Here is a 21,459-nt window from a genome sequence, read left to right as displayed (position 1 = left end):
CACTGCGGTGCGAGCTTTGCTTGGGGCGGCCCAGCGCGTCGCTCATGGCAGCACTCCCATCAGGTAGACAAACGTGAACACGCCGATCCAGACCACGTCCAGGAAGTGCCAGAACATCGACAGGCACATCAGGCGGCGGCGGTTCTCCACGGTGAGGCCGTGGCGCGACACCTGCAGCATCAGCGTGATGAGCCAGATGATGCCGAAGGTGACGTGCAGGCCATGGGTACCGACCAGCGTGAAGAAGGCCGACAGGAAGGCACTGCGCTGCGGCACCGCGCCTTCGTGGATCAAGTGCTGGAATTCGTAGAGTTCCAGGCTGACGAAGGCCAGGCCGAACAGACCCGTGATGGCGAGCCACACGAGCACCGCCTTCATCCGCTTCTTCTGCATCTCGATCATGGCAAAGCCATAGGTGATCGAGGACAGCAGCAGCATCGAAGTGTTCAGCGCGACGAGCGGCAGATCGAACAGGTCGGCACCCGAGGGGCCGGCCGCGTAGCTGCGGCCCACCACCGCATACACGGCAAACAGGCAGGCGAAGATGAGGCAGTCGCTCATCAGGTAGAGCCAGAAACCGAGCAGCGTCCCGTTCTCGGGATGGTGCTCTTCCTTCAGGTAGAAGCTGTCGGGCGCGATCGCAGCAGCGGACGAAGAGGCGGTCATATCAGACATGGCTGGCCAGGATACGGGTGCGATCTGCTTCGATGCGGACGACGTCGGCCGCAGCAATGTGATAGTCGCGCTTGTAGTTGAAGGTGTGGACGATGGTCGTCACGATCACGGCCACGAAGGCCACGATCGCGATGGCCCACATGTGCCAGATCGCAGCAAAACCGAACAGCGTGCTCAGCCCGGCCAGAACGACGCCGGCCCAGGTGTTCTTCGGCATGTGGATGGGAATGAAGCCAGCGAGCGGCCGTTCGTAGCCACGCTTCTTCATGTCCCACCAAGCATCGTTGTCGTGAATGCGGGGCGTGAAAGCGAAGTTGTAGGCCGGCGGCGGCGACGAGGTCGACCACTCCAGCGTGCGGCCGCCCCATGGGTCGCCCGTGTAGTCGCGCAGCGCTTCGCGGTTCTTCCAGGTGACGTAGAACTGGATCAGCATCGCAGCGATGCCCAGGGCGATCAGCACCGCACCGAAGGCGGCGATCTGGAACCAGATCTGCAGCGACGGGTCTTCGAAGTGGCTCATGCGGCGCGTCACGCCCATCAGGCCCAACACGTACAGCGGGGCGAACGCGAACCAGAAGCCGACCAGCCAGAACCAGAACGACACCTTGCCCCAGAAGGGATCGAGCTTCACGCCGGTGGCCTTCGGGAACCAGTAGTTGATGCCGGCGAAGACGCCGAACACCACGCCGCCGATGATCACGTTGTGGAAGTGGGCAATCAGGAACAGGCTGTTGTGCAGCACGAAGTCGGCCGGAGGCACCGCCAGCAGCACGCCCGTCATCCCGCCGATCACGAAGGTGAACATGAAGCCCATGGTCCACAGCATCGGCACTTCAAAGCGGATGCGGCCGCGGTACATGGTGAACAGCCAATTGAAGATCTTCGCCCCGGTCGGGATCGAGATGATCATCGTCGTGATGCCGAAGAAGGAATTGACGCTGGCACCCGACCCCATGGTGAAGAAGTGGTGCAACCACACCAGGTACGACAGGATGGTGATCACCACGGTGGCGTAGACCATCGACGCGTAGCCGAAGAGGCGCTTGCCCGAGAAGGTGGACACGATCTCCGAGAAGATGCCGAACACCGGCAGCACCAGGATGTAGACCTCGGGGTGGCCCCAGATCCAGATCAGGTTCACGTACATCATCGCGTTGCCGCCGAAGTCGTTCGTGAAGAAGTTGGTGCCGACGTAACGGTCGAGCGACAGCAGGGCCAGCACGGCAGTCAGCACCGGGAAAGCAGCCACGATCAGCACGTTGGTGCACAGCGAGGTCCAGGTGAACACCGGCATCTTCATCATCGTCATGCCTGGCGCGCGCATCTTGACGATGGTCGCGATCAGGTTGACGCCGGAAAGCAGCGTTCCGACCCCCGCGAGCTGCAAGGACCAGATGTAGTAGTCCACCCCCACGTCGGGGCTGTAGACAATGCCCGAGAGTGGCGGATAGGCCAGCCAGCCGGTGCGCGCGAACTCGCCCACGAAGAGCGACATCATCACCAGCACCGCGCCGCTGGTGGTCATCCAGAAGCTGAAGTTGTTCAGGAACGGAAAGGCCACGTCGCGCGCGCCGATCTGCAACGGCACGGCGAAGTTCATCAGGCCCGTGACGAAAGGCATCGCCACGAAGAAGATCATGATCACGCCGTGCGCGGTGAAGACCTGATCGTAGTGATGCGGCGGCAGGAAACCGGCGGAATCGCCGAACGCAAATGCCTGCTGCATCCGCATCATGATCGCGTCGGAGAAGCCCCGCAGCAGCATGACGATCCCCAGAATCATGTACATGATGCCGATCTTCTTGTGATCGATGCTGGTGAACCACTCGCGCCACAGGTAGCCCCAGACACGGAAGTACGTGAGTGCGCCGACCAGCGCGAGACCACCAAGCGCGACGGCAATGAAGGTCACCAACAGGATCGGTTCATGGAACGGGATGGCGTCCCAGGTGAGGCGGCCGAAGATGAGCTTCGTGAGGTCCAGAGATTCGAACATGGGGATCCGGGAGGGCAATTACAGCGGCTGGTTGGCAGCGGGCACGGAGAGCGGGAACGCATCCACGGGATCGTTCACGGAGCACATGGCGCCGACGTAGGTGCGGGCGCGGCCCAGCTCGACGCCGGGTGCCAGACCTTGGCGGGCGCGCGTGGCAGCGTCCATCGAGGCGACGTTGAAGGCGCCGGGCACGCCCTGCCCGCCGTTGGCGTCGATCGCCATCATGTCTTTCATGCACATGCGGTTGGCCTCGACGCAGCGGTTGAGGATGGCGTCGTACAGGCCGGGCGCCACCGTGGCGAAGCGGCGCACCGGGTCCCGCTCGCTCGGCTTTTCCAGCTGCAGGTAGGCGCCGCGGGTGAGTTCGCTGCCGGCCGCCTTGTTGCTCTGCACCCATTTGTCGAAATCGGCGTCGTTCAGGCCGTGGAACTTGAAGCGCATGCCCGAGAAGCCGGCGCCACTGTAGTTGGCGGAGAAGCCTTCGTACTCGCCGGGCTCGTTGATGACCGCGTGCAGCTTGGTCTCCATGCCCGCCATGGCGTAGATCTGGCCGGCCAGCGCCGGGATGAAGAACGAGTTCATCACCGTCGACGAGGTGATCTTGAACTGGATCGGGCGGTCGACCGGCGCGGCCAGCTCGTTGACCGTGGCAATGCCCTGCTCGGGGTAGAGGAACAGCCACTTCCAGTCGAGCGCCACCACCTCGACCACCAGCGGCTTGGTGTCCGCCGGGATCGGCCGCTGGGCGTCGATGCGCGCCAGCGGGCGGTACGGGTCGAGCGTGTGGGTGCTGATCCAGGTCAGGGCGCCCAGCGCGATGATGATGAGCAGTGGCGCGCCCCAGATGGCCAGCTCGAGCTGGGTCGAGTGGTCCCAGTCGGGCGAATAGGTCGCTTCCTTGTTGGACTGCCGGTACTTCCAGGCGAAGAACAGCGTCATCGCGATCACCGGCACGATGATCAGCAGCATGAGGACCGTGGAGATCACGATCAGCCGCCCCTGCTGGGCCGCGATGTCGCCAGAGGGGTTGAGCAGCACCATGTTGCAGCCAGCCAGCAAGCTCAGCGGCAGCAGGAACAACACACGCGGGATCTTGAAGGAAGGCATGCCAGGGAAAGAGAGCTTGTATTTGGGCAAGAAGCCTGCGAATCTACGACGAATGGCACCCGACGGGCATTGGACGTTTTGTCCTACGGTGGCAGAGGCAGGCCGATGCAAAGCTCTGCTTTGACGCAGTTCGCATCGGTCCTCAGACGTTGAAATGCGCCAATTTTCTTGGGTTTTTGCAGGGATCTCATGACCACGTCCGCTATCGCACCACAAGGCAGCCACTTTGGCCAGAGCGCCAGTTCCACCGGAAGGGATATCGCCCACGCCGTCGGCGGCGACAAGGAACACGTCGACCCCAGCGACATCGCCGTCGGCGTCGTGATCGGCCGCGCTTCCGAGTATTTCGACTTCTTCGTCTACGGCATCGCCTCCGCGCTGGTCTTCCCGTCGGTGTTCTTCCCCTTCGCCGACCGCCTGACGGGCACGCTCTACGCCTTCGCGATCTTCTCCCTCGCCTTCATCGCCCGCCCCTTCGGCACGGCGCTGTCGATGGCCATCCAGCGCCGCTACGGGCGCGAGGCCAAGCTGACCGCCGCCATCTTCATGCTCGGCACCGCCACGGCCGGCATCGCCTTCCTGCCGACCTACGAGAGCATCGGCGCGACGGCCATCGTGCTGCTGGCGGTCCTGCGCATCGCGCAGGGCATCGCGCTGGGCGGCAGCTGGGACGGCCTGCCCTCGCTGCTGGCGCTCGCCGCCCCGCAGAACCGGCGCGGCTGGTACGCGATGCTCGGGCAACTGGGCGCCCCCTTCGGCTTCCTGGTGGCCGGCGGGCTCTTCGCCTATCTGAGTTCCAGCATCCCAGCGGAAGATTTCCTGACCTGGGGCTGGCGCTACCCGTTCTACGTGGCCTTCGCGATCAACGTCGTCGCGCTCTTCGCCCGCCTGCGCCTGGTGGCAGCCACCGAATACTCCCGCCTGCTGGACGACCGCGAGCTGGAGCCCACCGGCATCGTCGAGATCACGCGCGCGCAAGGCGGCAACATCCTCATCGGCGCCTTCGCCGCACTGGCGAGCTACGCCCTCTTCCACATCGTCACGATCTTCCCGCTGTCGTGGATCTCGCTCTATTCCGAGCAGTCCGTGAGCCAGTTCCTGGTGATCCAGGTCATCGGTGCCTGCCTGGCGGCCGTGGCGATGGTCGCCTCCGGCAAGATCGCCGACCGCATCGGCCGGCGCCGCACGCTCGGCACGCTGGCCGTGGCGATCGCCGTGTTCAGCGGCTTCGCGCCCACGCTGCTCGACGGCGGCAACGTCGGCCAGGACACCTTCATCCTGGTCGGCTTCATCCTGCTGGGCCTGTCCTACGGCCAGGCATCGGGCACCGTGACCTCGAACTTCGCAGCCAGGTACCGCTACACCGGCGCGGCGCTGACGGCCGACGTGGCGTGGCTCATCGGCGCCGCTTTCGCGCCGCTGGTGGCCCTGGGCCTGTCGGCGCACTTCGGGCTGGGCTACGTCAGCGTCTACCTGCTGTCGGGTTCGGCCTGCACGCTCACCGCGCTGTGGGTCAACCGGACGCTCGAGCAGCGGGAGTAAGCACCCGGCGCAGCGCGCCGTCGCGGCTAGAACGCGATCTCGAAGCGCACTTGCAGCACCCACGCGCTGGCAAGCGTCGGGTCGGTGTTCGGATGCCGCACGTACTGCAGATCGGGTTGCACGCTCAGCCAGCTGTTCACCTGGGCCAGGTAGCTGAGTTCGAGCGTCGTTTCCGTCCGTGTCACCGGTTGCGCCAGCGCCCATTGCGCCCGCATATAGGGTGATCCATTGCGCGCCCGCGCGAACGAGAGACCCAGCTGATCCGCGTCGCGGCCGGGCACCCAGCCCGTGCCGACCAGCCCGGCGCCGAGGTACGACCCGAAGCGGTTGACGGCCGTGCTGGCGGCGCCCAGCTGCATGAAGGCCGACAGCGTGCGCTCGGCATCCGGGCCACGGCCCAGCAGGCGCGTCTCCCCGATCACGTAGCCCCCGGAACTTCGTCGCAGGCCTGGCGCCTCCCCGGCGACGTCGGTCAGCCCGATGGCGGAATAGCGCGCCGAGTAGCGCCACGCACCGAAGGCCAGCTTGTCCTCGTACGGCGACAGGGACGAGAAGCGGCCCTGGCGCGCACGCGCATCGGACGGCGCATCGGCGTTGTCGGTCGCGCGCGTGAGGAACGCCGCCTCCACGACGCCCAGCACGCCGTCGCCGGCGCGGAAGACGCCCCGGGAGCCGTCCGGCCGGACGACGGGAACGCCGTCGAGCACCGCCGCACGCAGCACCACGCCCGGCGCCGGCTTGGCCGACACCCGCACGCCGGCCGACGTACGCGGAAAGATCGAAGGCCCCTCGGCGCCGCTCTGCGCGAATTCCGGGCCGATGCCGAAGGAGCTGTTGAGGAACAGCCCCGCCGACTGGAGGCGGTAGAACTCGCTGTTCAGGTCGTAGATGCCCGCCAGCACCGAGAGGCCGCCGCCCGTGAAGTTGTGCTGCACCCAGAGCTCCTCGATCTCGGTGCCGCGCGGCCCTTCCATGTTGCTCACGCCCTGCGCGTCACCCACGCGCGCGCTCGGGCGGCCGCCATGGATGTTGAGCACGTCGGCAAAGCCGGTGGTGCCGGCCCAGGACGAGTCGGCCGGGGCCTTCGCCAGCAGGCGGAGGTGAAGATTGCCCACATAGGCGACGCCGGTGCGTTGTCCGCCACGCAGGTTGCCCACGGCATCGCCGTCGTAAGTCAGCGACGGCGTGACGACCGGGTCCGGCGCGGGCGCATCGTCCGCCATGGCGGGGCCCGCCAGGAGCGCCAGGCAGGCGCCCGCAGCGACGGCGGCGACAGCAGAGAAAGAGGTAGGCGGTGCGGGAGCACGATTCATGTCCGTTCATCCTCGGTGGGGTTTCGCGCCCCGGCGGCGCGTTTGCCGGAGGCCCGAGCTTGAACGCGCCGCCTTGCGTGTGCATTGCGGCCTCCGAACCGAAGATGTCCGGTGGCACGCGGCCGTGTTTCAACTGCAACGATCGGGCCCGGGACGGGCCCGATCGCCCGTGCTCAGAACGCCGCCACGATCCCGTCCGAGCGCGGGTCGAAGCCGCCCTCGAGGCTGCCGTCGGGCTTGCGCAGCAGGCAGCCGGCATGGCCGAAGGTCTCGTCGAAGTCGCCGAGCACGTCGACCTCGTGGCCCCGGGCACGCAGGGCTGCCACCGTTTCGGCGGGGAAGCGCGACTCCAGCTTGAGCGAATCGGTGCTCTGGCCCCAGGTGCGGCCGAGCAGCCAGCGCGGCGCGCTCACCGCGTCCTGCGGGTTCAGGCCCTGCACGACCGTGCGCGTGAATACCGCCGACTGGCTTTGCGGCTGGCCGTCGCCGCCCATGTTGCCGTAGACCATCGTGCGGCCATCGGCCAGCAGCGCCAGACCGGGGATCAGCGTGTGGAAGGGCTTCTTGCCCGGCATCAGCGTGTTGATGTGCTCGGGCTTCAGCGAGAAGGACGCGCCCCGGTTCTGCCAGTTGACGCCGCTGCGCGCCAGCACCACGCCCGAACCGAACTCGTGGTACACGCTCTGGATCATCGAGACGGCGCGGCCCTCGCCGTCGATCACGCCCATCCACACCGTGTCGGCCGGGCCCTTGCCGGCGCCCCACGGCGCCGCGCGGGCCATGTCGATGCGCGCGGCCATCGCGTCCAGCGCGGCCGGCGTCAGCAGTTCGGCCGCCGCAATGCGCATGTGGGCCGGGTCGGTGATCTCGCGGTCGCGCACCGCGAAGGCCTGCTTGACCGACTCCACCGCCGCATGCACGTAGTCGGCGCTCAGGTGGTCGTAGCGTTCGATGCCCAGGCGCTCCATCAGGCCCAGGATGATCAGCGCCACCACGCCCTGCGTCGGCGGCGGCATGTTGAAGACGCGGCCATGGCGATGCGCCAATTCGAGCGGTTCGCGCAGCAGGCCGCGGTGCGCCGCGAAATCGGCCAGGGTGATCGGGCTGCCGGCGCGCGCCAGGTCTTCGGCCATGGTGCGGGCCAGGTCGCCACGGTAGAAGTCGTCGAGGCCGGCGCGCGCCAGATGCTCCAGCGTGGCCGCGAGCCGGGGCTGGCGGAACAGCGCGCCGGCGGTCGGCGCCTCGCCGCCCGGCATGTAGGTTTCAGCGAAACCGTGCACGCCCTCGAGCTCGGCGCGCTTGCCGCGCACCGTGCGCGCCTGGCTGGCCGTGACCGGCGCGCCGTGCGTGGCGTAGTCGATCGCATCGGCCATCAGGCGCGACAGCGGCAGGCGCCCGCCCAGCCGGTCGCGGCTGAACGCCAGCGCCTGGTCCCAGCCGCTGATCGTGCCGGCCATGGTGATGGCGGCCGAGCCCCCGCGAAAGGGAATGGCCGATTGGCCGGCGTACTGTGCGCGGCTCACGCCCAGGGCCGCAGCGCCCGAGCCGTCGATCGCCACCACATCGTGCGCCCCGCCGCTCGGCATCGACACCAGCCAGAAGCTGTCGCCGCCGATGCCGTTCATGTGCGGGTAGACCACCGCGATGGTCGCGGCAGCGGCCACCATGGCTTCGACCGCATTGCCGCCTTCGCGCAGCACGGCCAGGGCGGATTGGGCAGCGAGCGAATGCGGCGCGACCGCGATGCCGCGGCGGCCCTGGATGGCGTTGGCCATGGGAGAGATCCTTCTGAGGGTTGAACGGGAACGGGCAGCGCGCCCGCGCCGACCCCCAGGGGTCCGCAAGTTCCGTGCGCGCGCCGTGATGTTAAGACGCGCGCGCCGTCACGTTCACTCCGCCTCGATGCCGGCCGCCTTCACGATGCGGCCCCACTTCTGCGACTCGGCGGTCTGGAACTTCGCCATCTCTTCGGGCGTGGTGGTGAAGACCTCGGTGCCGGTCGGCTGGTAGAAGGCCGCCTTGGCCGCCTCGCTCTTCGCGGCCTTCACCAGCAGCTCGTTCAGGCGCTTGACCACGGCCGGCGGGGTCTTGGCCGGCGCGTAGGCGGCGAACCAGTAGCCCATCTCGTAACCCTTCACACCCGCTTCGGCGATGGTCGGCACGTCGGGGGCCAGCGGCGAACGCGCTGCGCTCGACATGCCCAGCGCACGCAGCTTGCCGGACTTGACCTGCGGCAGGCCGGTCGTGGTGTCGGTGATCATCATGTGGATCTGGTTGCCCAGGAGGTCGGTCACGGCCAGCGTGTTGCTCTTGTACGGGACGTGCAGCAGCTGGATGTCGGCCATCTGCTGGAGCAGTTCGCCCGCCATGCGGCTCGACGAGCTGCCGCTGCCGAAGCTGTACTTGCCCGGCTCCTTCTTGGCCAGCGCGATGAACTCGGCCACGGTCTTGGCCGGAAACGACGGGTTGACCACCATGATCTGCCCGCCCTTGCCCAGGCCGGTGATCGGGGCGAAGTCCTTCACCGGGTCGTAGGGCAGCTTCTTGTAGAGGTGCTCGTTCGCCGCATGCGTGGTGTTGGTGGTGATGAGCACCGTGTAGCCGTCGGCCGGTGCCTTGGCGGCGTACTGCGACGCGATGAAACCGCTGGCGCCCGCCCGGTTGTCGATGACGACCGACTGCTTGGTTTCGGCCGTGACGCCGTTGCCGATGGCGCGCGCGATCTGGTCGGTGGCGGTGCCGGCCGCGAAGGGCACGACGAAGGTGATGGGCTTGTCGGGGAAGGCCTGCGCCTGGCTCAGCGCCGGCGCCAGGGCCAGCGCGGCGACAGCAAGGGCGAGGGTGGGAATGCGGTTCATGGGTCTTGTCTCCTGTGGTTGCGAAAAGGGGTCAGCCTTCGGGGGGGCCGGCGAGCAGGTGCTGCAGATCGGCCGGCACGTCGATGCGCAGGTCGAGCAGCAGAAAGGACAGCGACTTGCCGTGCGTGTCGAGGTTCAGCGCGTCGTTCACGCCGCCGTCGAGCACCGCGTCGAGCACGAAATTCATCGCGTGCAGCTTCGGCAGCAGGAAGCGCTGGACGCGCGCAGGCGCCCGGTAGCGGAACTGCGCGGCGACGGCCTCGGGCGTGACCTGTGCGACCAGCAAGGGCCACAGCGCCGGGTGCCAGGCGATCACGCTGATGTTCGAGCGGTCGCCCTTGTCGCCGGTGCGGCCGTGCGCGGCGCGGTAGAGGGGAACGGTGACGGTGGTCATGCCGCGGCCTCCACCATGGCGAAGCCGACCGGCACGCGCTCGCGCGGCAGCAGGCAGGAGAGCGTGTTGAGCCGTGGCGTCAGCGCGGTGCGCACGCCGCCGCCGCCGGCCGGGCCGCAGGTATAGAGCGCCATCACCTCGCGGCCCAGGCGCTCGGCCTGGGCGCGGTCGGCGTGGGCGGCGGCCACGCGCAGACGCACGTCGCGCGCGCCGCCGTCGGGCGTGGCCGCGAGCGCGCGGCCGGCGTCGTCGGCCAGGATGCTGATCGCGCCGATCAGGTCCACACGCAGGTCGAGGCCGGCGAGCCGCTGTCGCAGAACGTCTGCGGCCATGCGCGCACGACCCTCGGCGCGCGGGCCGGCGTAGGAGATCTCGCCCTCGGCCAGCCAGCCACCCTCGTGGCAGACGTTGACCTTGTAGTGCGTCGGCCGCGCATGTCCGCGCACGCCGCCGAGCGCCACGCGGTCGTCGCCGACGGCCTGCACCTGGGCGTCGCCGATGTCGGCCACCACGTCGGGCGTCAGGTAGGCGGCAGGGTCGTGCACTTCGTAGAGCAGCTGCTCCTTCACCGTCGCCTCGGTCACGAAGCCCCCGGTGCCTTCCGACTTGCCGATGGTGCAATGGCCATCCGCCGCGATCTCGGCGATCGGGAAGCCGACGTTGTCCAGCCCCGGCACGTCCTTGTAGCCGGGGTCGGCGAAGTAGCCGCCGCAGACCTGGGCACCGCATTCCAGCAGATGGCCGGCCATGGTCGCGCGACCCAGCACGTCCCAGTCGTCGGGTGCCCAGCCGAAGTGCGACATCGCCGGCCCGACCGTGAGCGAGGGGTCGGCCACGCGGCCGCACACCACGATCTGCGCGCCGGCATCGAGCGCGGCGGCGATGGGTTCGGCGCCGATGTAGGCATTGGCGCTGACGATGCGCAGGCCGTCCATCGCGGCACCCAGCGTCTCGTGCAACAGCGCCTGGTGGCCGGGCGCCGACAGGTCGTCGCCCTCCACCACCGCGATGCGTGGCACCGGCCCGCCGAGTTCGCGCGCCATGCGGGCAATGTGCCGGGCCGCAGCGCGCGGGTTGGCTGCGCCGAAGTTGCTGACGATGCGGATGCCGTGCGCCAGGCACGTCGCCAGCACGGGGCGCAGCATGGCGTCGAGCAGGGGTTCGTAGCCGGCCTCGGGGTCGGTGCGGCGACGCAGCTGGGCCAGCGCGAGCGTGCGCTCGGCCAGGGTCTCGAAGATGAGGAAAGCGCGCTGGCCCGGCAGGCCGGACGCCAGCCGCGCAATGAGCGTGTCGACCACCGGGCCGGCCACGTCGGTGCGGTCGCCCGAGAAGCCGGCGGCGCAGCCGATCAGCAGGGGCGCGCGCGTGGGCAATGCCGAAGGGGCTTGTGATGTCATGTCTCCGATGTCTCGCTTCGGGTGTCGTGGCGCCAATGTAGGCCGCGCACGGTCATCCGTAAAATAGAAAGTTCAGATCGATTCATTCAAAAAACGGATCACGCCATGAAAGCGCCCGACCTCACGGCACGCCAGCTGCGGGCCTTCGCCGCGCTGGCCGAGCAACGCAACTTCACCCGCGCGGCGCAGCTGTGCCACCTGTCGCAGCCGGCCTTCAGCGCGCTCATCCGCACGCTCGAGAGTGCGCTGGGAACGCGGCTGTTCGACCGCGACACGCGCAGCGTGCAGCTCACGCCCGAGGGGCGGCTGTTCGAGGGCGCGGCGCAGCGGCTGCTCGACGACATGCGCGGTGCGGTCGCCGACCTGGCCGACCACGTCGAGCGCCGCAAGGGGCGTGTGCGCGTGGCCGCCCTGCCCTCGCTCGCCGCCGGCTGGCTGCCCGCGGTGTTCGCCGAATTCATGGCCGCCTGGCCGGGCATCCGCATCGACCTGGACGATGCCCTGTCCGACGCCTGCATCGCGCGCGTGCGCAGCGGCGACGCCGACTTCGCGCTGGCCTCGTCCGGCACGGGCACCGCCGCCGCCAGCGACCTGCGCAGCCGCAGGCTGTGCAGCGACCGCTTCCACCTGGTGTGCCGCGCCGACCACCCGCTCGCCGCCGAGACGCGCCTGAGCGCCCGCAAGATCGCGCCCTACCCCTTCATCCAGATGGCGCGCCACAGCAGCGTGCGCCAGTCGCTCGACGGGGCCCTGCACCCGTTGCGGCTCAACGCCGTGTTCGAGGTCGAGCACCTGGCCACCGTGATGGGGCTGGTCGAAGCGGGCCTGGGCATCAGCGTGGTGCCCGCCCTCACGCTCTTCCACTTCCGCCGCGAGTCGCTGGTGACCCGGCCGCTGCCGGTGCCAGGGCTGACGCGCACGGTGTACCTGGTGCAGCGGCGCGAGGGCAGCCTGTCGGTGGCGGCACAGACCTTGCACGACCTGATCGTCGCGCGGCTGGGCAAGCTCGTTCTTCCATAGCGCTGCCCGTGATGCACCGCCGCCGATAATCGAACACCCCTCTCAACGAACCCACGACAAGGCACCCGCCCATGCTCGACCTCCTCGTGCGCAACGCCACCCTCCCCGACGGCCGCACCGGCATGTCGATCGCCGTGCAGGGCGGTCGCATCGCCGAGGTCACGCCGGGTCTCGATGTCCCCGCGCACGAGACGCTCGACGCGCAGGGCCTGCTGGTCACCCCGCACTTCGTCGACCCGCACTTCCACATGGACGCGACGCTCAGCTACGGCCTGCCGCGCGTCAACGAGAGCGGCACGCTGCTCGAAGGCATCGCGCTGTGGGGCGAGCTCAAGCCGCTGCTCACGCAAGAGGCGCTGATCGAACGCGCGCTGGCCTACTGCGACTGGGCCGTGGCCAAGGGGCTGCTGGCCATCCGCACGCACGTCGACACCAGCGACCCGAGCCTGCTGGCGGTCGACGCGCTGCTGGAGGTCCGGCGGCTGGTCGCGCCCTACCTCGACCTGCAGCTGGTGGCCTTCCCGCAGGACGGCGTGCTGCGCACCGCCAGCGGTATCGACAGCCTCCAGCGCGCGCTCGACAAGGGCGTCGACGTGGTCGGCGGCATTCCGCACTTCGAACGCACCATGGCCGATGGCGCCGCCAGCGTGAAGCTGCTGTGCGAGATCGCGGCCGAGCGCGGGCTGCTGGTCGACATGCACTGCGACGAATCCGACGACCCGCTGTCGCGACACATCGAGACGCTGGCCTTCGAGGCGCAACGCCTGGGCCTGCAGGGCCGCGTGACCGGCTCGCACTGCACCTCGATGCACAGCATGGACAACTACTACGTGAGCAAGCTGCTGCCGCTGATCGCCCAGAGCGGCGTCGCCGTGATCGCCAACCCGCTCATCAACATCACGCTGCAGGGCCGCCACGACAGCTACCCCAAGCGCCGCGGCATGACGCGCGTGCCCGAGCTGATGGCCGCCGGCGTGACCGTCGCCTTCGGCCACGACTGCGTGATGGACCCGTGGTACGGCATGGGTTCGGGCGACATGCTCGAAGTCGCGCACATGGGGCTGCACGTCGCGCAGATGACCAGCCAGGCCGGCATCCGCCGCTGCTTCGACGCAGTGACGACGAACGCGGCGAAAGTGTTCCACCTGCCGGCCTACGGGCTCGAGGCAGGCTGCGACGCCAGCTTCGTGCTGCTGCAGGCGCGCGACCCGGTCGAGGCGATCCGCCTGCGTGCCACGCGGCTGAAGGTGTACCGGCGCGGCCGGCTGCTGGCCGAAACCCCCGCCGCGAGCGCGACGCTGCATCTGGCGGGCCGGCCCGCCGGCACCGCCTTCATGCCGGCCCGGCCGGGCGGCGCCATTCAGCCCTGATCGGACCCGGCTTGCGCCACCCGCTGCGCGACCCAGGCCGCGAAGGCCCGCTCAGCCTGCATCCGGAATTCGTTGCGCGTGTGATTGCACACAGCGTGGGCCAGGCGCCGGTATTTCGGCTTGCGCACGCTGCCCAGCGTGGCGTCGTGCAGGTGTTCGATGGTGGCCGACTCCGGCCGGTCGTGCGGCGGCGCGAAGTCCATCGGCAGGCCGCACCAATGGCAGCGGTCACCGAAGGTCGATCGCAAGGCTTTGACGCTCATTGGATAACCTCCGCCCTACGGGCTGCGGTGCTGAGCGCCTTCGGCGGCCGGGCGGCGCTCATGCGTCGAGCTGCGCCGCCAGCGCAGAGAGGGCCTCGCCCACCGGCTGCGCCACCTTCAGCGTCAGCAGTTCATCGGCCCGCGTGCGTCCCAGGTTGACGGCCGCCACCGGCTTGCCCGCCGCCACCGCCGCCTGCACGAAGCGGAAGCCCGAATAGACCATCAGCGACGAGCCGGCGACCAGCATGGCATCGGCCTCGGCCAAGGCCGCATGGGCGGCGGCCACGCGCTCGCGCGGCACGCTCTCGCCGAAGAACACCACATCGGGCTTGAGCATGCCGCCGCACAGCGGGCAGGCCGGCACGTCGAAGGTGGCGAAGTCGCGCCCGTCCAGGTCGGCATCGCCGTCGGGTGCGGCGTTCGCCTCCAGCGCGGCCCAGGCCGGGTTGCGCGCGCGCAGTTGCTGCTGCAGGTCGGCGCGCGGCGTGCGGGTGTCGCAGCCGAGGCAGCGCACGGTGTCGATGCGCCCGTGCAGGTCGATGGTCCGACGGCTGCCGGCGGCGTCGTGCAGGCCGTCGACGTTCTGCGTGAGCAGCAGCCCGACGCGGCCTGCCGCTTCGAGCCGGGCCAACGCGCGGTGCGCGGCACCGGCCCGTGCGGTCGCCATCGTCGGCCAGCCGACCAGGCTGCGTGCCCAATAGCGGCGACGTGTGAGCTCGTCGCCGGTGAAGGCCTGGTAGGTGACCGGCGACGGCCGCTTCCAGTCGCCGTTGACGTCGCGATAGTCGGGGATGCCCGAGTCGGTGCTGCAACCGGCGCCGGTGAGCACGAAGAGGCGCGGGTGGCGCTCGGCGAAATCGGCGAGCGAGGTGGAGGAATCCATGGCGATCCGCAGGCTCTATCGGAACTGCTTGCGCAGAAAGGGCTTGTGCCGATCGATGTGCGCGAGCTGGGCCTCGGCGACGAGGCCGCCCAGGTCCACGCCGTCGCCGTTGAGCACCGCGTTGGCCTGTACCAATGCGCGGGCCACCACCTCGTCCTCGCTCACGCCCACCTGCGCGGCGAGGTCGAGCGCCACGCGCTTCATGGCGCGCTGCGACAGCACCCACATGGCGCCGAAGGCGTCCCATGCGGCGGCCGCTTCCTTGAAGCGCTCGCGCTCGGCCAGGATCTCGTTGAGCGGCTTGGCCAGCAGCGCGTTGACCGCATCGAGCTGCTCGGCCAGCGCGGCCTGCTGCGCCTGGGCGTCGCGCAGCGCATCGGCCGCGCTGTCGGCGGCCGATGGCGCCGGCGCGGCGAAGCTGCCGTCGGCGTTGGGCCGGGGGATCTGGAGCTGGTCGGTGAGGGACATGGCGGTGCCTTTCTTCGAGTGGCGTGCGGCGCTCAGACGCCGGTCAGTGCGCGGTAGGCGTCGCGCGTCTTCGGCGACACCGAAGCAAGCGCCATCGCGTGCGAGGTGCCGTGACGCAATTGCAGGCGCGCATTGGCCACCGCGCGCGAACGGCAGAACCAGTGGCAGGTGTGCTGCATGAGAAAGAGCTCGGCCGACATCGTGAAGGCCTTGGCCTTCGGGGTCTGCCCCGCCACATTGGCCGCGGCGTCGGCGATGCCGCGCGCATGGATCGCGAAGGCCTGGCGCGCGTCGAAGCTCATCGCCGGCAGCAGGCGGTCGATCATCGGGATGGCGATCGGCAGCCTGCTGACGCGCGCCTGCGCCGCGTCGACCTTGGCGAAGTCGCCGGCGAAGCGCTCGAACTGCGACGCCAGCGTCTGCTCGCTCTGCGCGAGCAGCGACCAGATCTGGGACTGTCGTTCCGCATCGCTCTCGCCGAGGCAGCGCATATAGCCCTCGGTCAGCGTCTCCATCAGCTTCTCGATCTGGTACTGGCCGAGATGACCGCCCAGGAGACGGATGCGGCGGCCCTGATCCGTGGCCTTGAGCACGTAGAGGCCGATGGCGACGAAGACCACCAGGGTGAAGAATTCCATTGCGATGCGCGAACGACGTTGTTGAGGGCGAACGTCGAGTGTAGTGACCGCGCTGCACACCGTTGTGCACTGCAGCGCGGCCCGAGCTGCCTTACTTCGGCAACAGCACCTTGTCGACGACGTGGATCACGCCGTTGGACTGCACCACGTCGGCGATCGTCACGGTGGCGGTGCCGCCCTTCTCGTCGGTGATCATCACCTTGCCGCCGCTGGTCTTGGCGACGAGCGTGCCGCCGGCCACGGTCTTGAACGACGTGGTGCCCTTGCCGTCTTCCATCATCTTCATGAGCATCTTGGCGTCGATCTTGCCCGGCACCACGTGGTAGGTGAGGATGCTCGTGAGCGTCGCCTTGTTCTCCGGCTTGAGCAGCGTGTCGACGGTACCGGCCGGCAGGGCGGCGAAGGCTTCGTTGGTCGGTGCGAAGACGGTGAACGGCCCCGGCCCCTTGAGCGTGTCGACCAGGCCCGCGGCCTTGATCGCGGCGACCAGCGTGGTGTGGTCCTTCGAGTTGACGGCGTTGTCGACGATGTCCTTGTTGGCGTACATCGGCGCGCCGCCGACCATCACCTGGGCGAAGGCCGTGACGGTGCCGACCGACAGCGCGGCAGCGAGCGTGAGAGAGGCGAGGTGCGAGAACTTGGCTGGCATGGATGGCTCCTGTTGGATAGGCCGCCACGGAGATGCGTGGCGACACCTGCTCATACGCAGCGAGGCCGCGCTTGGATTCCCGTCGACCACCGGGCTGCGATTCACGCGGCCCTCTCCTACGCCAGCGGGTTGATCGTCGCCGCGGCCGGCAGGGATGCCTGCTGACGTGCCTATTGAATGTCCCCCGCCTGATACGACGCGCCGCGCTCGGCCGGCGGCACACTCACCCGCGCCCGCAGCCCGCCGCCCTCGCCGGACAGCAGGTCGAGCCGGCCGCCATGCGCCTGCGCCACGCGCTGGACGATGGCCAGCCCGAGCCCGGCGCCCGCCGGCCCGCCGCGTGCATCGTCGGTGCTGCGGCGGAAAGGCTGCTTCAGGCGCTCGGCATCGGCAGGGTCGATGCCGTCGCCGTGGTCCGACACCTCGAACCACACGCCCTGCGGCCCGCTGCCGGTGGCGATGCGCACGGGCGGCCGGCCATGGCGCCAGGCGTTCTCGACCAGGTTGACCATCGCGCGGCGCATCGCCGCAGCGCGCAGGGGCAGCACCGGCACCGCACCCAGGTCCAGCCCGAGTTCGCGGCCGTGGTCGGCAGCGCTCGCGGCCACGTCGCGCGCCATCGCATCGAGCGCGGTGGGCACCGGCACCTCGTCGGCCTCGCTGCGCGCGAAGTCCAGGAACTGGCCGACGATGGCGTCCATCTCCTCGATGCTGCGGACCATGCTGGCTCTGACCGCCGGTTCGCTCGCGCTCGCCATGATCTCGACGCCCAGGCGCAGTTTCGCCAGCGGCGTGCGCAGGTCGTGCGACACGCCGGCGAGCATCAGCGCGCGCTCGCGCTCGGTCTGCTGCAGGCTCCCGACCAGGTGGTTGAAGCTGCGGCTCACCGTGGCGATCTCGGTCGGCCCATCCTCGGGCAGGGGCGGCGGCACCTGCCCGCCCGCGAGCGTGCCGGCGGCCTGCACCACCCGCGCGAGCGGGCGGTTGAGGCGGCGCTGGAACCACAGCGCACCGATCAGCGCCAGCAAGGCGCTGCCCGCCGTGACGGCGAGCCAGGCGCCGGTGAACTCGCGTGCGGGCAAGGCGCCGGGCAGCGCGATCCAATGGTCGCTGCCATCGATGGTCATGCGCACCGCGAGGCCGCTGCCGCCCTCGCGCCGCCACACGGCCTCGGTGCCCTGGGCCGCGATGCGCGCCGACACCGCCCGCACGAAGCTGCGCTCCATGGGCGTGAGCAGCACACGGGCACGGGCCCCCCCGCCCTCGCCGTCCGCGGACAGCGCCGCGCGCCGGTTGAAGCGCTCGACGAAGCCGTCCCGCGCGTCGGCAGGCAAGGCGCGCAAGCCGTCGCGCAAGGCATCGACGGTGCGTGCCACGCTGTCGGCCGCCTGCTCGATGCGGGGGCGGATCACCATCTGGCGCACCAGCAGCGCGCCGCCGATTTGGCCGATCGCGATGAGGGCCACGATGAGCAGCGCGTTGCGGCCCAGCAGGCTGCGCGGCAACAGCCTCATGCGTCGTCGCCTGCAGGTTGCGCCGCCACACGGCCGTGCAGCCGGCCGTCGGGCACGAAGACATAGCCCAGGCCCCACACCGTCTGGATGTGCCGCGGCTGCGCCGGCTCGGTTTCGATCAGCTTGCGCAGGCGCATCACCTGCACGTCGATGCTGCGGTCCGTCGCGGCGTGGTCATGCCCGTGGGCCAGCACCATGAGCCGGTCGCGGCCGAGCGGACGGTTCGGGTGCTGCGCCAGCGCCTGCAGCAACTTGAATTCGACCGTGCTCAGGGGCACGTCCTCGCCGTCGCGCTCAAGCCGGCGCTGCGACAGGTGCAGCGCGTACGCACCGAAGCGCACGGTGCCGGCGTCGGCGGCCGGCCCGGCATGCGCGCCCAGCACGCGCTGGCGCCGTATCAGCGCCTCGATGCGCGCGAGCAGCTCGCGCGGCGTGAAGGGCTTGGGCAGGTAGTCGTCGGCGCCCATCTCGAGGCCCACGATGCGGTCGACCGCATCGCCGCGCGCCGTGAGCATGAGGATCGGAACGGTCTCGCCCTGCGCGCGGAGGCGCCGGCACAGCGCCAGCCCGTCTTCGCCGGGCATCATCACGTCGAGCACCAGCACGTCGAAGCGCTCGCGCGCCAGCAGCCGCTCCACCGGTTCGGCGCTGTCGACGGCACGCACCACCAGGCCCTGGTCGCCCAGGTAGCGCTGCAGCAACGCGCGCAGGTCGGCTTCGTCGTCGGCGATGAGGATGCGGCCCGGTGTGGCGGTCATGACGGGATCGTAGTCGCGCCCATGCGCCCTGCGCGGCCGCGAAACCATGACAAACGATGACACGGCCGTCCCGGCCGTCATAACTTGCCATCGACCAGATCCGCCATGACATCGATGCCACACGGCGCCCGCTGACAGTCAAGGCCACGGCGCCGCACGGTGTGGCGCCGACCGTCCAAGGAGTCGTTCCATGAACCACGCACTGTCCATTTCCGCCGTCGGCGCCGCGCTGCTGGCCGCCGGTGTCGCCGCCACCGATGCCGAGGCGGCCAGCCGCCGCGTCACGCGCCGGCACCAACACCCGCAACGCCGATGGCTCGGCCACCCACCGGAGCAGCCTGTCGGCCAGCGGCAGCCAGGGCAGCGTTCAAAGCAGCGGCAGCGCCAGCCGCGACGCATCCGGCAATGTGACGCAGAGCCGCAGCACCAGCGCCACCAATGCCGCGACGGGCAACAGTGTGCAGAGCAGCAGTTCGTACAGCAAGGACACCGGGCTGACCCGCAGCGCCACCTGCTACAACGCCAGCGGCGCCGTGATCGCCTGCCGCTGATCGCCGGATGAAGGAGAAGACCATGAAGCTCACCCGTCCCGCCCACCGCATCGCCCCCCGCGCAGGGGCTCTCGTGCTGGTGCTGACCAGCATCGCCGCCTGCGCGCAGGCGCCCGGCGGCCAGCGTGCTGAACGCATGCAGACCGAACTGCGCAAGCGCTTCGGCAGCGCCGACACCAACGTCGACGGTCAGCTCACCCGCGCCGAAGCCAACGCCGGGATGCCATGGGTGTCGAAGAACTTCGACGCCATCGACGCCACCCGCAAGGGCAGCGTGACCCTGGCCGAGATCAAGGCCTATGCGATGACGCAGCGCGGCGCGCGCCGGGCCGGAAAGTAAGAGGCGACGCATGTCCTTCAACGCTCTCGGCGAATCGCTGGGCACCGACGCCATGCGCTGGCTGGCGCTGCTGCCACTGGTCGTGATCGGCATCGCCACGCTCGAAGGGCTGGTGCGCACCTTCTGGCTGCGACGCGGCTACGACTGGCGCGCCTTCGCCGCATCGGTCGCCGACGCGCTGGGCCGCCGCGCCGTCGATGCGCTCGGCCTTTCGCTGGCCGCGCCGCTCCTGGCGTGGGCCTACGCGCACCGCCTGCAGACGCTGCCACTCTCGACGCCGCTGGCCTTCCTGCTGCTGTTCGTCGGGCAGGAGTTCTTCTACTACGGCTACCACCGCTGCGCGCACCGGGTGCGCTGGTTCTGGGCGACGCACGCGGTGCACCATTCGCCCAACGAGCTCACGCTGGCCGCGGCGATGCGGTTGGGCTGGACCGGCCAGCTCACCGGCACCGCCCTCTTCTTCACGCCGCTGGTGTGGCTGGGCTTTCCGCCGAATGCGGTGCTCGCGAGCGTGGCGCTCAACCTGCTCTACCAGTTCTGGCTGCATGCGCCGTGGATGCCACGGCTCGGCCCGCTCGAATGGGTGCTGAACACGCCGACCCACCACAAGGTGCACCACGCCTCGAACACCGAGTACCTCGACTGCAACTACGGCGGCGTGCTGATCGTGTTCGACCGGCTCTTCGGCACCTTCGTCGACGAGCGGGCCGACGTGCCGATCCGCTACGGGCTCACCACGCCATTGCGCACGCACAACCCGCTGCGCATCGCCTTCCACGAATGGGGGAACCTCGGGCGCGACCTGTGGGCCGCGCGCAGTTGGCGGGGGCGACTGCGGACCGTGTTCGGGCCACCGGGAGCCAAGCCGTGAAGCAGACGGTGCATCGCGCGACCGCTGCACTGCTCGCCTTGGTGGCCGTGGCGGCCCTCGCCGCACCGCCCGCCGACGTGCGCCGCCTCGACGACCTGCCCTACGGCACCGACGCCCGCCAGCGCATGGACGTCTTCCTGCCCGCCGCCCCACGTGAGGCACCGATCCTGCTGATGGTCCACGGCGGCGCGTGGATGGTCGGCGACAAGTCGATGTCGCGCGTGGTCGACGCCAAGGTCGCGCACTGGGTCGGCGAGCGCGGCTCCATCGTGGTGTCGATCAACTACCGCATGGTGCCGGAGGTCGACGTGCAGGCGCAGGCGCGCGACGTCGCCACCGCCCTGGCGACCGTGCAGGCCCGCGCCGCCGAATGGGGCGGCGACCCGTCGCGCCTGGTGTTGATGGGCCACTCGGCCGGCGCGCACCTGGTGGCGCTGCTGAGCGCCGACCCGGCGCGGGCCGCGGCCCTGGGCGCGGGGCCGTGGCGCGGCACGGTGGTGCTGGACTCGGCCGCGATCGACACGGTCGCGCTGATGTCGCGCCGGCACCTGCGCTTGTACGACCGCGTGTTCGGCGCCGATCCGGCGTACTGGCGCAGCGTCTCGCCGACCGCTGCGCTCACGCCGCGCGCCGTGCCGACGCTGGTGGTGTGCTCGACGCTGCGCCGCGACGATTCGTGCGGCCAGGCGAAGGTGTTCGTCGACCGTGCCCGCGCCGTGGGTGCGCGCTCCGAGCTGCTGCCGCAGGCGCTCGACCATGCGGATGTCAACGGCGAACTCGGCCGGCCGGGCGCGTACACCGCGTCGGTCGACGCGTTCATCGACCGGCTGCTGGACGCCCGCTGAAGCCGAA

General features: G+C 69.7%; 22 protein-coding genes. 7 read left to right on the top strand and 15 right to left on the bottom strand.

Annotated features, from left to right (window positions below):
• Positions 1-42: 42 nt before the first annotated feature.
• From cyoC to cyoA, 3 genes are read right to left on the bottom strand one after another with little or no spacing between them, the layout of a single operon-like run.
• Positions 43-675 carry a cytochrome o ubiquinol oxidase subunit III gene (cyoC, locus tag N8A90_RS05840; protein WP_262073733.1) on the bottom strand — a complete coding sequence of 211 codons (633 nt, stop codon included), beginning with the start codon at positions 673-675 and terminating at the stop codon, positions 43-45.
• Entirely contained in the window at positions 668-2,671 is a 2,004-nt protein-coding gene (cyoB, locus tag N8A90_RS05835) for a cytochrome o ubiquinol oxidase subunit I (RefSeq protein WP_262073732.1), read from the bottom strand. Before cyoB ends, cyoC begins: the two co-directional genes overlap by 8 nt.
• Positions 2,672-2,689: 18 nt before the next feature.
• On the bottom strand, positions 2,690-3,778 hold the full coding sequence (gene cyoA, locus N8A90_RS05830; protein WP_262073731.1) for a ubiquinol oxidase subunit II: 1,089 nt from the start codon (positions 3,776-3,778) through the stop codon (positions 2,690-2,692).
• Positions 3,779-3,967: 189 nt separating this feature from the next.
• On the opposite strand from cyoA, the gene N8A90_RS05825 reads away from it, so the two are divergent.
• A complete protein-coding gene (locus tag N8A90_RS05825; protein WP_262073730.1) occupies positions 3,968-5,320 on the top strand; it encodes an MFS transporter in 1,353 nt (450 codons plus the stop codon).
• Between the two features lie 26 nt (positions 5,321-5,346).
• Here the strand turns inward: N8A90_RS05825 and N8A90_RS05820 are convergent, their stop codons facing one another.
• The 5 genes from N8A90_RS05820 to N8A90_RS05800 form a co-directional block, all read right to left on the bottom strand.
• Positions 5,347-6,633: a carbohydrate porin gene (locus tag N8A90_RS05820; RefSeq protein WP_262073729.1), complete on the bottom strand. Its 1,287-nt coding sequence runs from the start codon at positions 6,631-6,633 to the stop codon at positions 5,347-5,349.
• 173 nt (positions 6,634-6,806) lie between these two features.
• Positions 6,807-8,408, bottom strand: a complete 1,602-nt coding sequence (locus N8A90_RS05815; RefSeq protein WP_262073728.1) for a gamma-glutamyltransferase family protein — start codon at positions 8,406-8,408, stop codon at positions 6,807-6,809.
• Positions 8,409-8,522: 114 nt separating this feature from the next.
• Entirely contained in the window at positions 8,523-9,491 is a 969-nt protein-coding gene (locus tag N8A90_RS05810) for a Bug family tripartite tricarboxylate transporter substrate binding protein (RefSeq protein ID WP_262073727.1), read from the bottom strand.
• 31 nt (positions 9,492-9,522) lie between these two features.
• Positions 9,523-9,885 (bottom strand): hypothetical protein, encoded by a 363-nt coding sequence (locus tag N8A90_RS05805; protein ID WP_262073726.1) that lies wholly within the window; start codon positions 9,883-9,885, stop codon positions 9,523-9,525.
• Positions 9,882-11,282, bottom strand: a complete 1,401-nt coding sequence (locus N8A90_RS05800) for an acyclic terpene utilization AtuA family protein (protein ID WP_262073725.1) — start codon at positions 11,280-11,282, stop codon at positions 9,882-9,884. Before N8A90_RS05800 ends, N8A90_RS05805 begins: the two co-directional genes overlap by 4 nt.
• Positions 11,283-11,387: 105 nt before the next feature.
• On the opposite strand from N8A90_RS05800, the gene N8A90_RS05795 reads away from it, so the two are divergent.
• Together N8A90_RS05795 and N8A90_RS05790 are read left to right on the top strand one after the other, a co-directional pair.
• On the top strand, positions 11,388-12,302 hold the full coding sequence (locus tag N8A90_RS05795; protein ID WP_262073724.1) for a LysR family transcriptional regulator: 915 nt from the start codon (positions 11,388-11,390) through the stop codon (positions 12,300-12,302).
• 71 nt (positions 12,303-12,373) lie between these two features.
• The gene (locus N8A90_RS05790; RefSeq protein ID WP_262073723.1) at positions 12,374-13,672 is read left to right on the top strand and encodes an amidohydrolase family protein; all 1,299 of its coding nucleotides are present in this window, start codon (positions 12,374-12,376) and stop codon (positions 13,670-13,672) included.
• Here the strand turns inward: N8A90_RS05790 and N8A90_RS05785 are convergent.
• From N8A90_RS05785 to ompR, 7 genes are all read right to left on the bottom strand, one after another.
• Positions 13,663-13,935 (bottom strand): hypothetical protein, encoded by a 273-nt coding sequence (locus tag N8A90_RS05785; RefSeq protein ID WP_262073722.1) that lies wholly within the window; start codon positions 13,933-13,935, stop codon positions 13,663-13,665. The genes N8A90_RS05790 and N8A90_RS05785 overlap by 10 nt on opposite strands.
• Positions 13,936-13,993: 58 nt before the next feature.
• Entirely contained in the window at positions 13,994-14,818 is an 825-nt protein-coding gene (locus N8A90_RS05780) for an NAD-dependent protein deacetylase (protein WP_262073721.1), read from the bottom strand.
• A 15-nt stretch (positions 14,819-14,833) separates the two neighbouring features.
• Complete coding sequence (locus tag N8A90_RS05775; RefSeq protein WP_262073720.1) at positions 14,834-15,286, bottom strand: hypothetical protein; 453 nt, start codon at positions 15,284-15,286, stop codon at positions 14,834-14,836.
• Positions 15,287-15,318: 32 nt separating this feature from the next.
• Positions 15,319-15,924, bottom strand: a complete 606-nt coding sequence (locus N8A90_RS05770) for a hypothetical protein (RefSeq protein WP_262073719.1) — start codon at positions 15,922-15,924, stop codon at positions 15,319-15,321.
• A 91-nt stretch (positions 15,925-16,015) separates the two neighbouring features.
• Entirely contained in the window at positions 16,016-16,573 is a 558-nt protein-coding gene (locus tag N8A90_RS05765) for a fasciclin domain-containing protein (protein ID WP_262073718.1), read from the bottom strand.
• A gap of 170 nt (positions 16,574-16,743) precedes the next feature.
• Positions 16,744-18,087: an ATP-binding protein gene (locus N8A90_RS05760; protein ID WP_262073717.1), complete on the bottom strand. Its 1,344-nt coding sequence runs from the start codon at positions 18,085-18,087 to the stop codon at positions 16,744-16,746.
• The gene (gene ompR, locus N8A90_RS05755) at positions 18,084-18,845 is read right to left on the bottom strand and encodes a two-component system response regulator OmpR (RefSeq protein WP_262073716.1); all 762 of its coding nucleotides are present in this window, start codon (positions 18,843-18,845) and stop codon (positions 18,084-18,086) included. Before ompR ends, N8A90_RS05760 begins: the two co-directional genes overlap by 4 nt.
• Before the next feature lie 257 nt (positions 18,846-19,102).
• Between ompR and N8A90_RS05750 the strand changes: the two genes are divergently transcribed.
• From N8A90_RS05750 to N8A90_RS05735, 4 genes are read left to right on the top strand one after another with little or no spacing between them, the layout of a single operon-like run.
• A complete protein-coding gene (locus tag N8A90_RS05750; RefSeq protein ID WP_262073715.1) occupies positions 19,103-19,396 on the top strand; it encodes a hypothetical protein in 294 nt (97 codons plus the stop codon).
• Between the two features lie 22 nt (positions 19,397-19,418).
• On the top strand, positions 19,419-19,736 hold the full coding sequence (locus N8A90_RS05745; RefSeq protein ID WP_262073714.1) for a hypothetical protein: 318 nt from the start codon (positions 19,419-19,421) through the stop codon (positions 19,734-19,736).
• Positions 19,737-19,746: 10 nt separating this feature from the next.
• Positions 19,747-20,607: a sterol desaturase family protein gene (locus N8A90_RS05740; RefSeq protein ID WP_262073713.1), complete on the top strand. Its 861-nt coding sequence runs from the start codon at positions 19,747-19,749 to the stop codon at positions 20,605-20,607.
• Entirely contained in the window at positions 20,604-21,452 is an 849-nt protein-coding gene (locus N8A90_RS05735) for an alpha/beta hydrolase (RefSeq protein WP_262073712.1), read from the top strand. Before N8A90_RS05740 ends, N8A90_RS05735 begins: the two co-directional genes overlap by 4 nt.
• Positions 21,453-21,459: the final 7 nt, after the last annotated feature.

The sequence above is a fragment of the Variovorax sp. N23 genome (assembly GCF_025486315.1).
GTDB lineage: Bacteria > Pseudomonadota > Gammaproteobacteria > Burkholderiales > Burkholderiaceae_C > Variovorax.
The sequence above is the reverse complement of the archived record's forward strand: the minus strand, read 5'-3'. Positions and strand labels throughout refer to the sequence as shown.

Bases quoted from the DNA above. Each gene is read 5' to 3' on its own strand.
- cyoC (WP_262073733.1), bottom strand. From the start codon at position 675: ATGTCTGATATGACCGCCTCTTCGTCCGCTGCTGCGATCGCGCCCGAC.
- cyoB (WP_262073732.1), bottom strand. From the start codon at position 2,671: ATGTTCGAATCTCTGGACCTCACGAAGCTCATCTTCGGCCGCCTCACC.
- cyoA (WP_262073731.1), bottom strand. From the start codon at position 3,778: ATGCCTTCCTTCAAGATCCCGCGTGTGTTGTTCCTGCTGCCGCTGAGC.
- N8A90_RS05825 (WP_262073730.1), top strand. From the start codon at position 3,968: ATGACCACGTCCGCTATCGCACCACAAGGCAGCCACTTTGGCCAGAGC.
- N8A90_RS05820 (WP_262073729.1), bottom strand. From the start codon at position 6,633: ATGAATCGTGCTCCCGCACCGCCTACCTCTTTCTCTGCTGTCGCCGCC.
- N8A90_RS05815 (WP_262073728.1), bottom strand. From the start codon at position 8,408: ATGGCCAACGCCATCCAGGGCCGCCGCGGCATCGCGGTCGCGCCGCAT.
- N8A90_RS05810 (WP_262073727.1), bottom strand. From the start codon at position 9,491: ATGAACCGCATTCCCACCCTCGCCCTTGCTGTCGCCGCGCTGGCCCTG.
- N8A90_RS05805 (WP_262073726.1), bottom strand. From the start codon at position 9,885: ATGACCACCGTCACCGTTCCCCTCTACCGCGCCGCGCACGGCCGCACC.
- N8A90_RS05800 (WP_262073725.1), bottom strand. From the start codon at position 11,282: ATGACATCACAAGCCCCTTCGGCATTGCCCACGCGCGCGCCCCTGCTG.
- N8A90_RS05795 (WP_262073724.1), top strand. From the start codon at position 11,388: ATGAAAGCGCCCGACCTCACGGCACGCCAGCTGCGGGCCTTCGCCGCG.
- N8A90_RS05790 (WP_262073723.1), top strand. From the start codon at position 12,374: ATGCTCGACCTCCTCGTGCGCAACGCCACCCTCCCCGACGGCCGCACC.
- N8A90_RS05785 (WP_262073722.1), bottom strand. From the start codon at position 13,935: ATGAGCGTCAAAGCCTTGCGATCGACCTTCGGTGACCGCTGCCATTGG.
- N8A90_RS05780 (WP_262073721.1), bottom strand. From the start codon at position 14,818: ATGGATTCCTCCACCTCGCTCGCCGATTTCGCCGAGCGCCACCCGCGC.
- N8A90_RS05775 (WP_262073720.1), bottom strand. From the start codon at position 15,286: ATGTCCCTCACCGACCAGCTCCAGATCCCCCGGCCCAACGCCGACGGC.
- N8A90_RS05770 (WP_262073719.1), bottom strand. From the start codon at position 15,924: ATGGAATTCTTCACCCTGGTGGTCTTCGTCGCCATCGGCCTCTACGTG.
- N8A90_RS05765 (WP_262073718.1), bottom strand. From the start codon at position 16,573: ATGCCAGCCAAGTTCTCGCACCTCGCCTCTCTCACGCTCGCTGCCGCG.
- N8A90_RS05760 (WP_262073717.1), bottom strand. From the start codon at position 18,087: ATGAGGCTGTTGCCGCGCAGCCTGCTGGGCCGCAACGCGCTGCTCATC.
- ompR (WP_262073716.1), bottom strand. From the start codon at position 18,845: ATGACCGCCACACCGGGCCGCATCCTCATCGCCGACGACGAAGCCGAC.
- N8A90_RS05750 (WP_262073715.1), top strand. From the start codon at position 19,103: ATGCCGAGGCGGCCAGCCGCCGCGTCACGCGCCGGCACCAACACCCGC.
- N8A90_RS05745 (WP_262073714.1), top strand. From the start codon at position 19,419: ATGAAGCTCACCCGTCCCGCCCACCGCATCGCCCCCCGCGCAGGGGCT.
- N8A90_RS05740 (WP_262073713.1), top strand. From the start codon at position 19,747: ATGTCCTTCAACGCTCTCGGCGAATCGCTGGGCACCGACGCCATGCGC.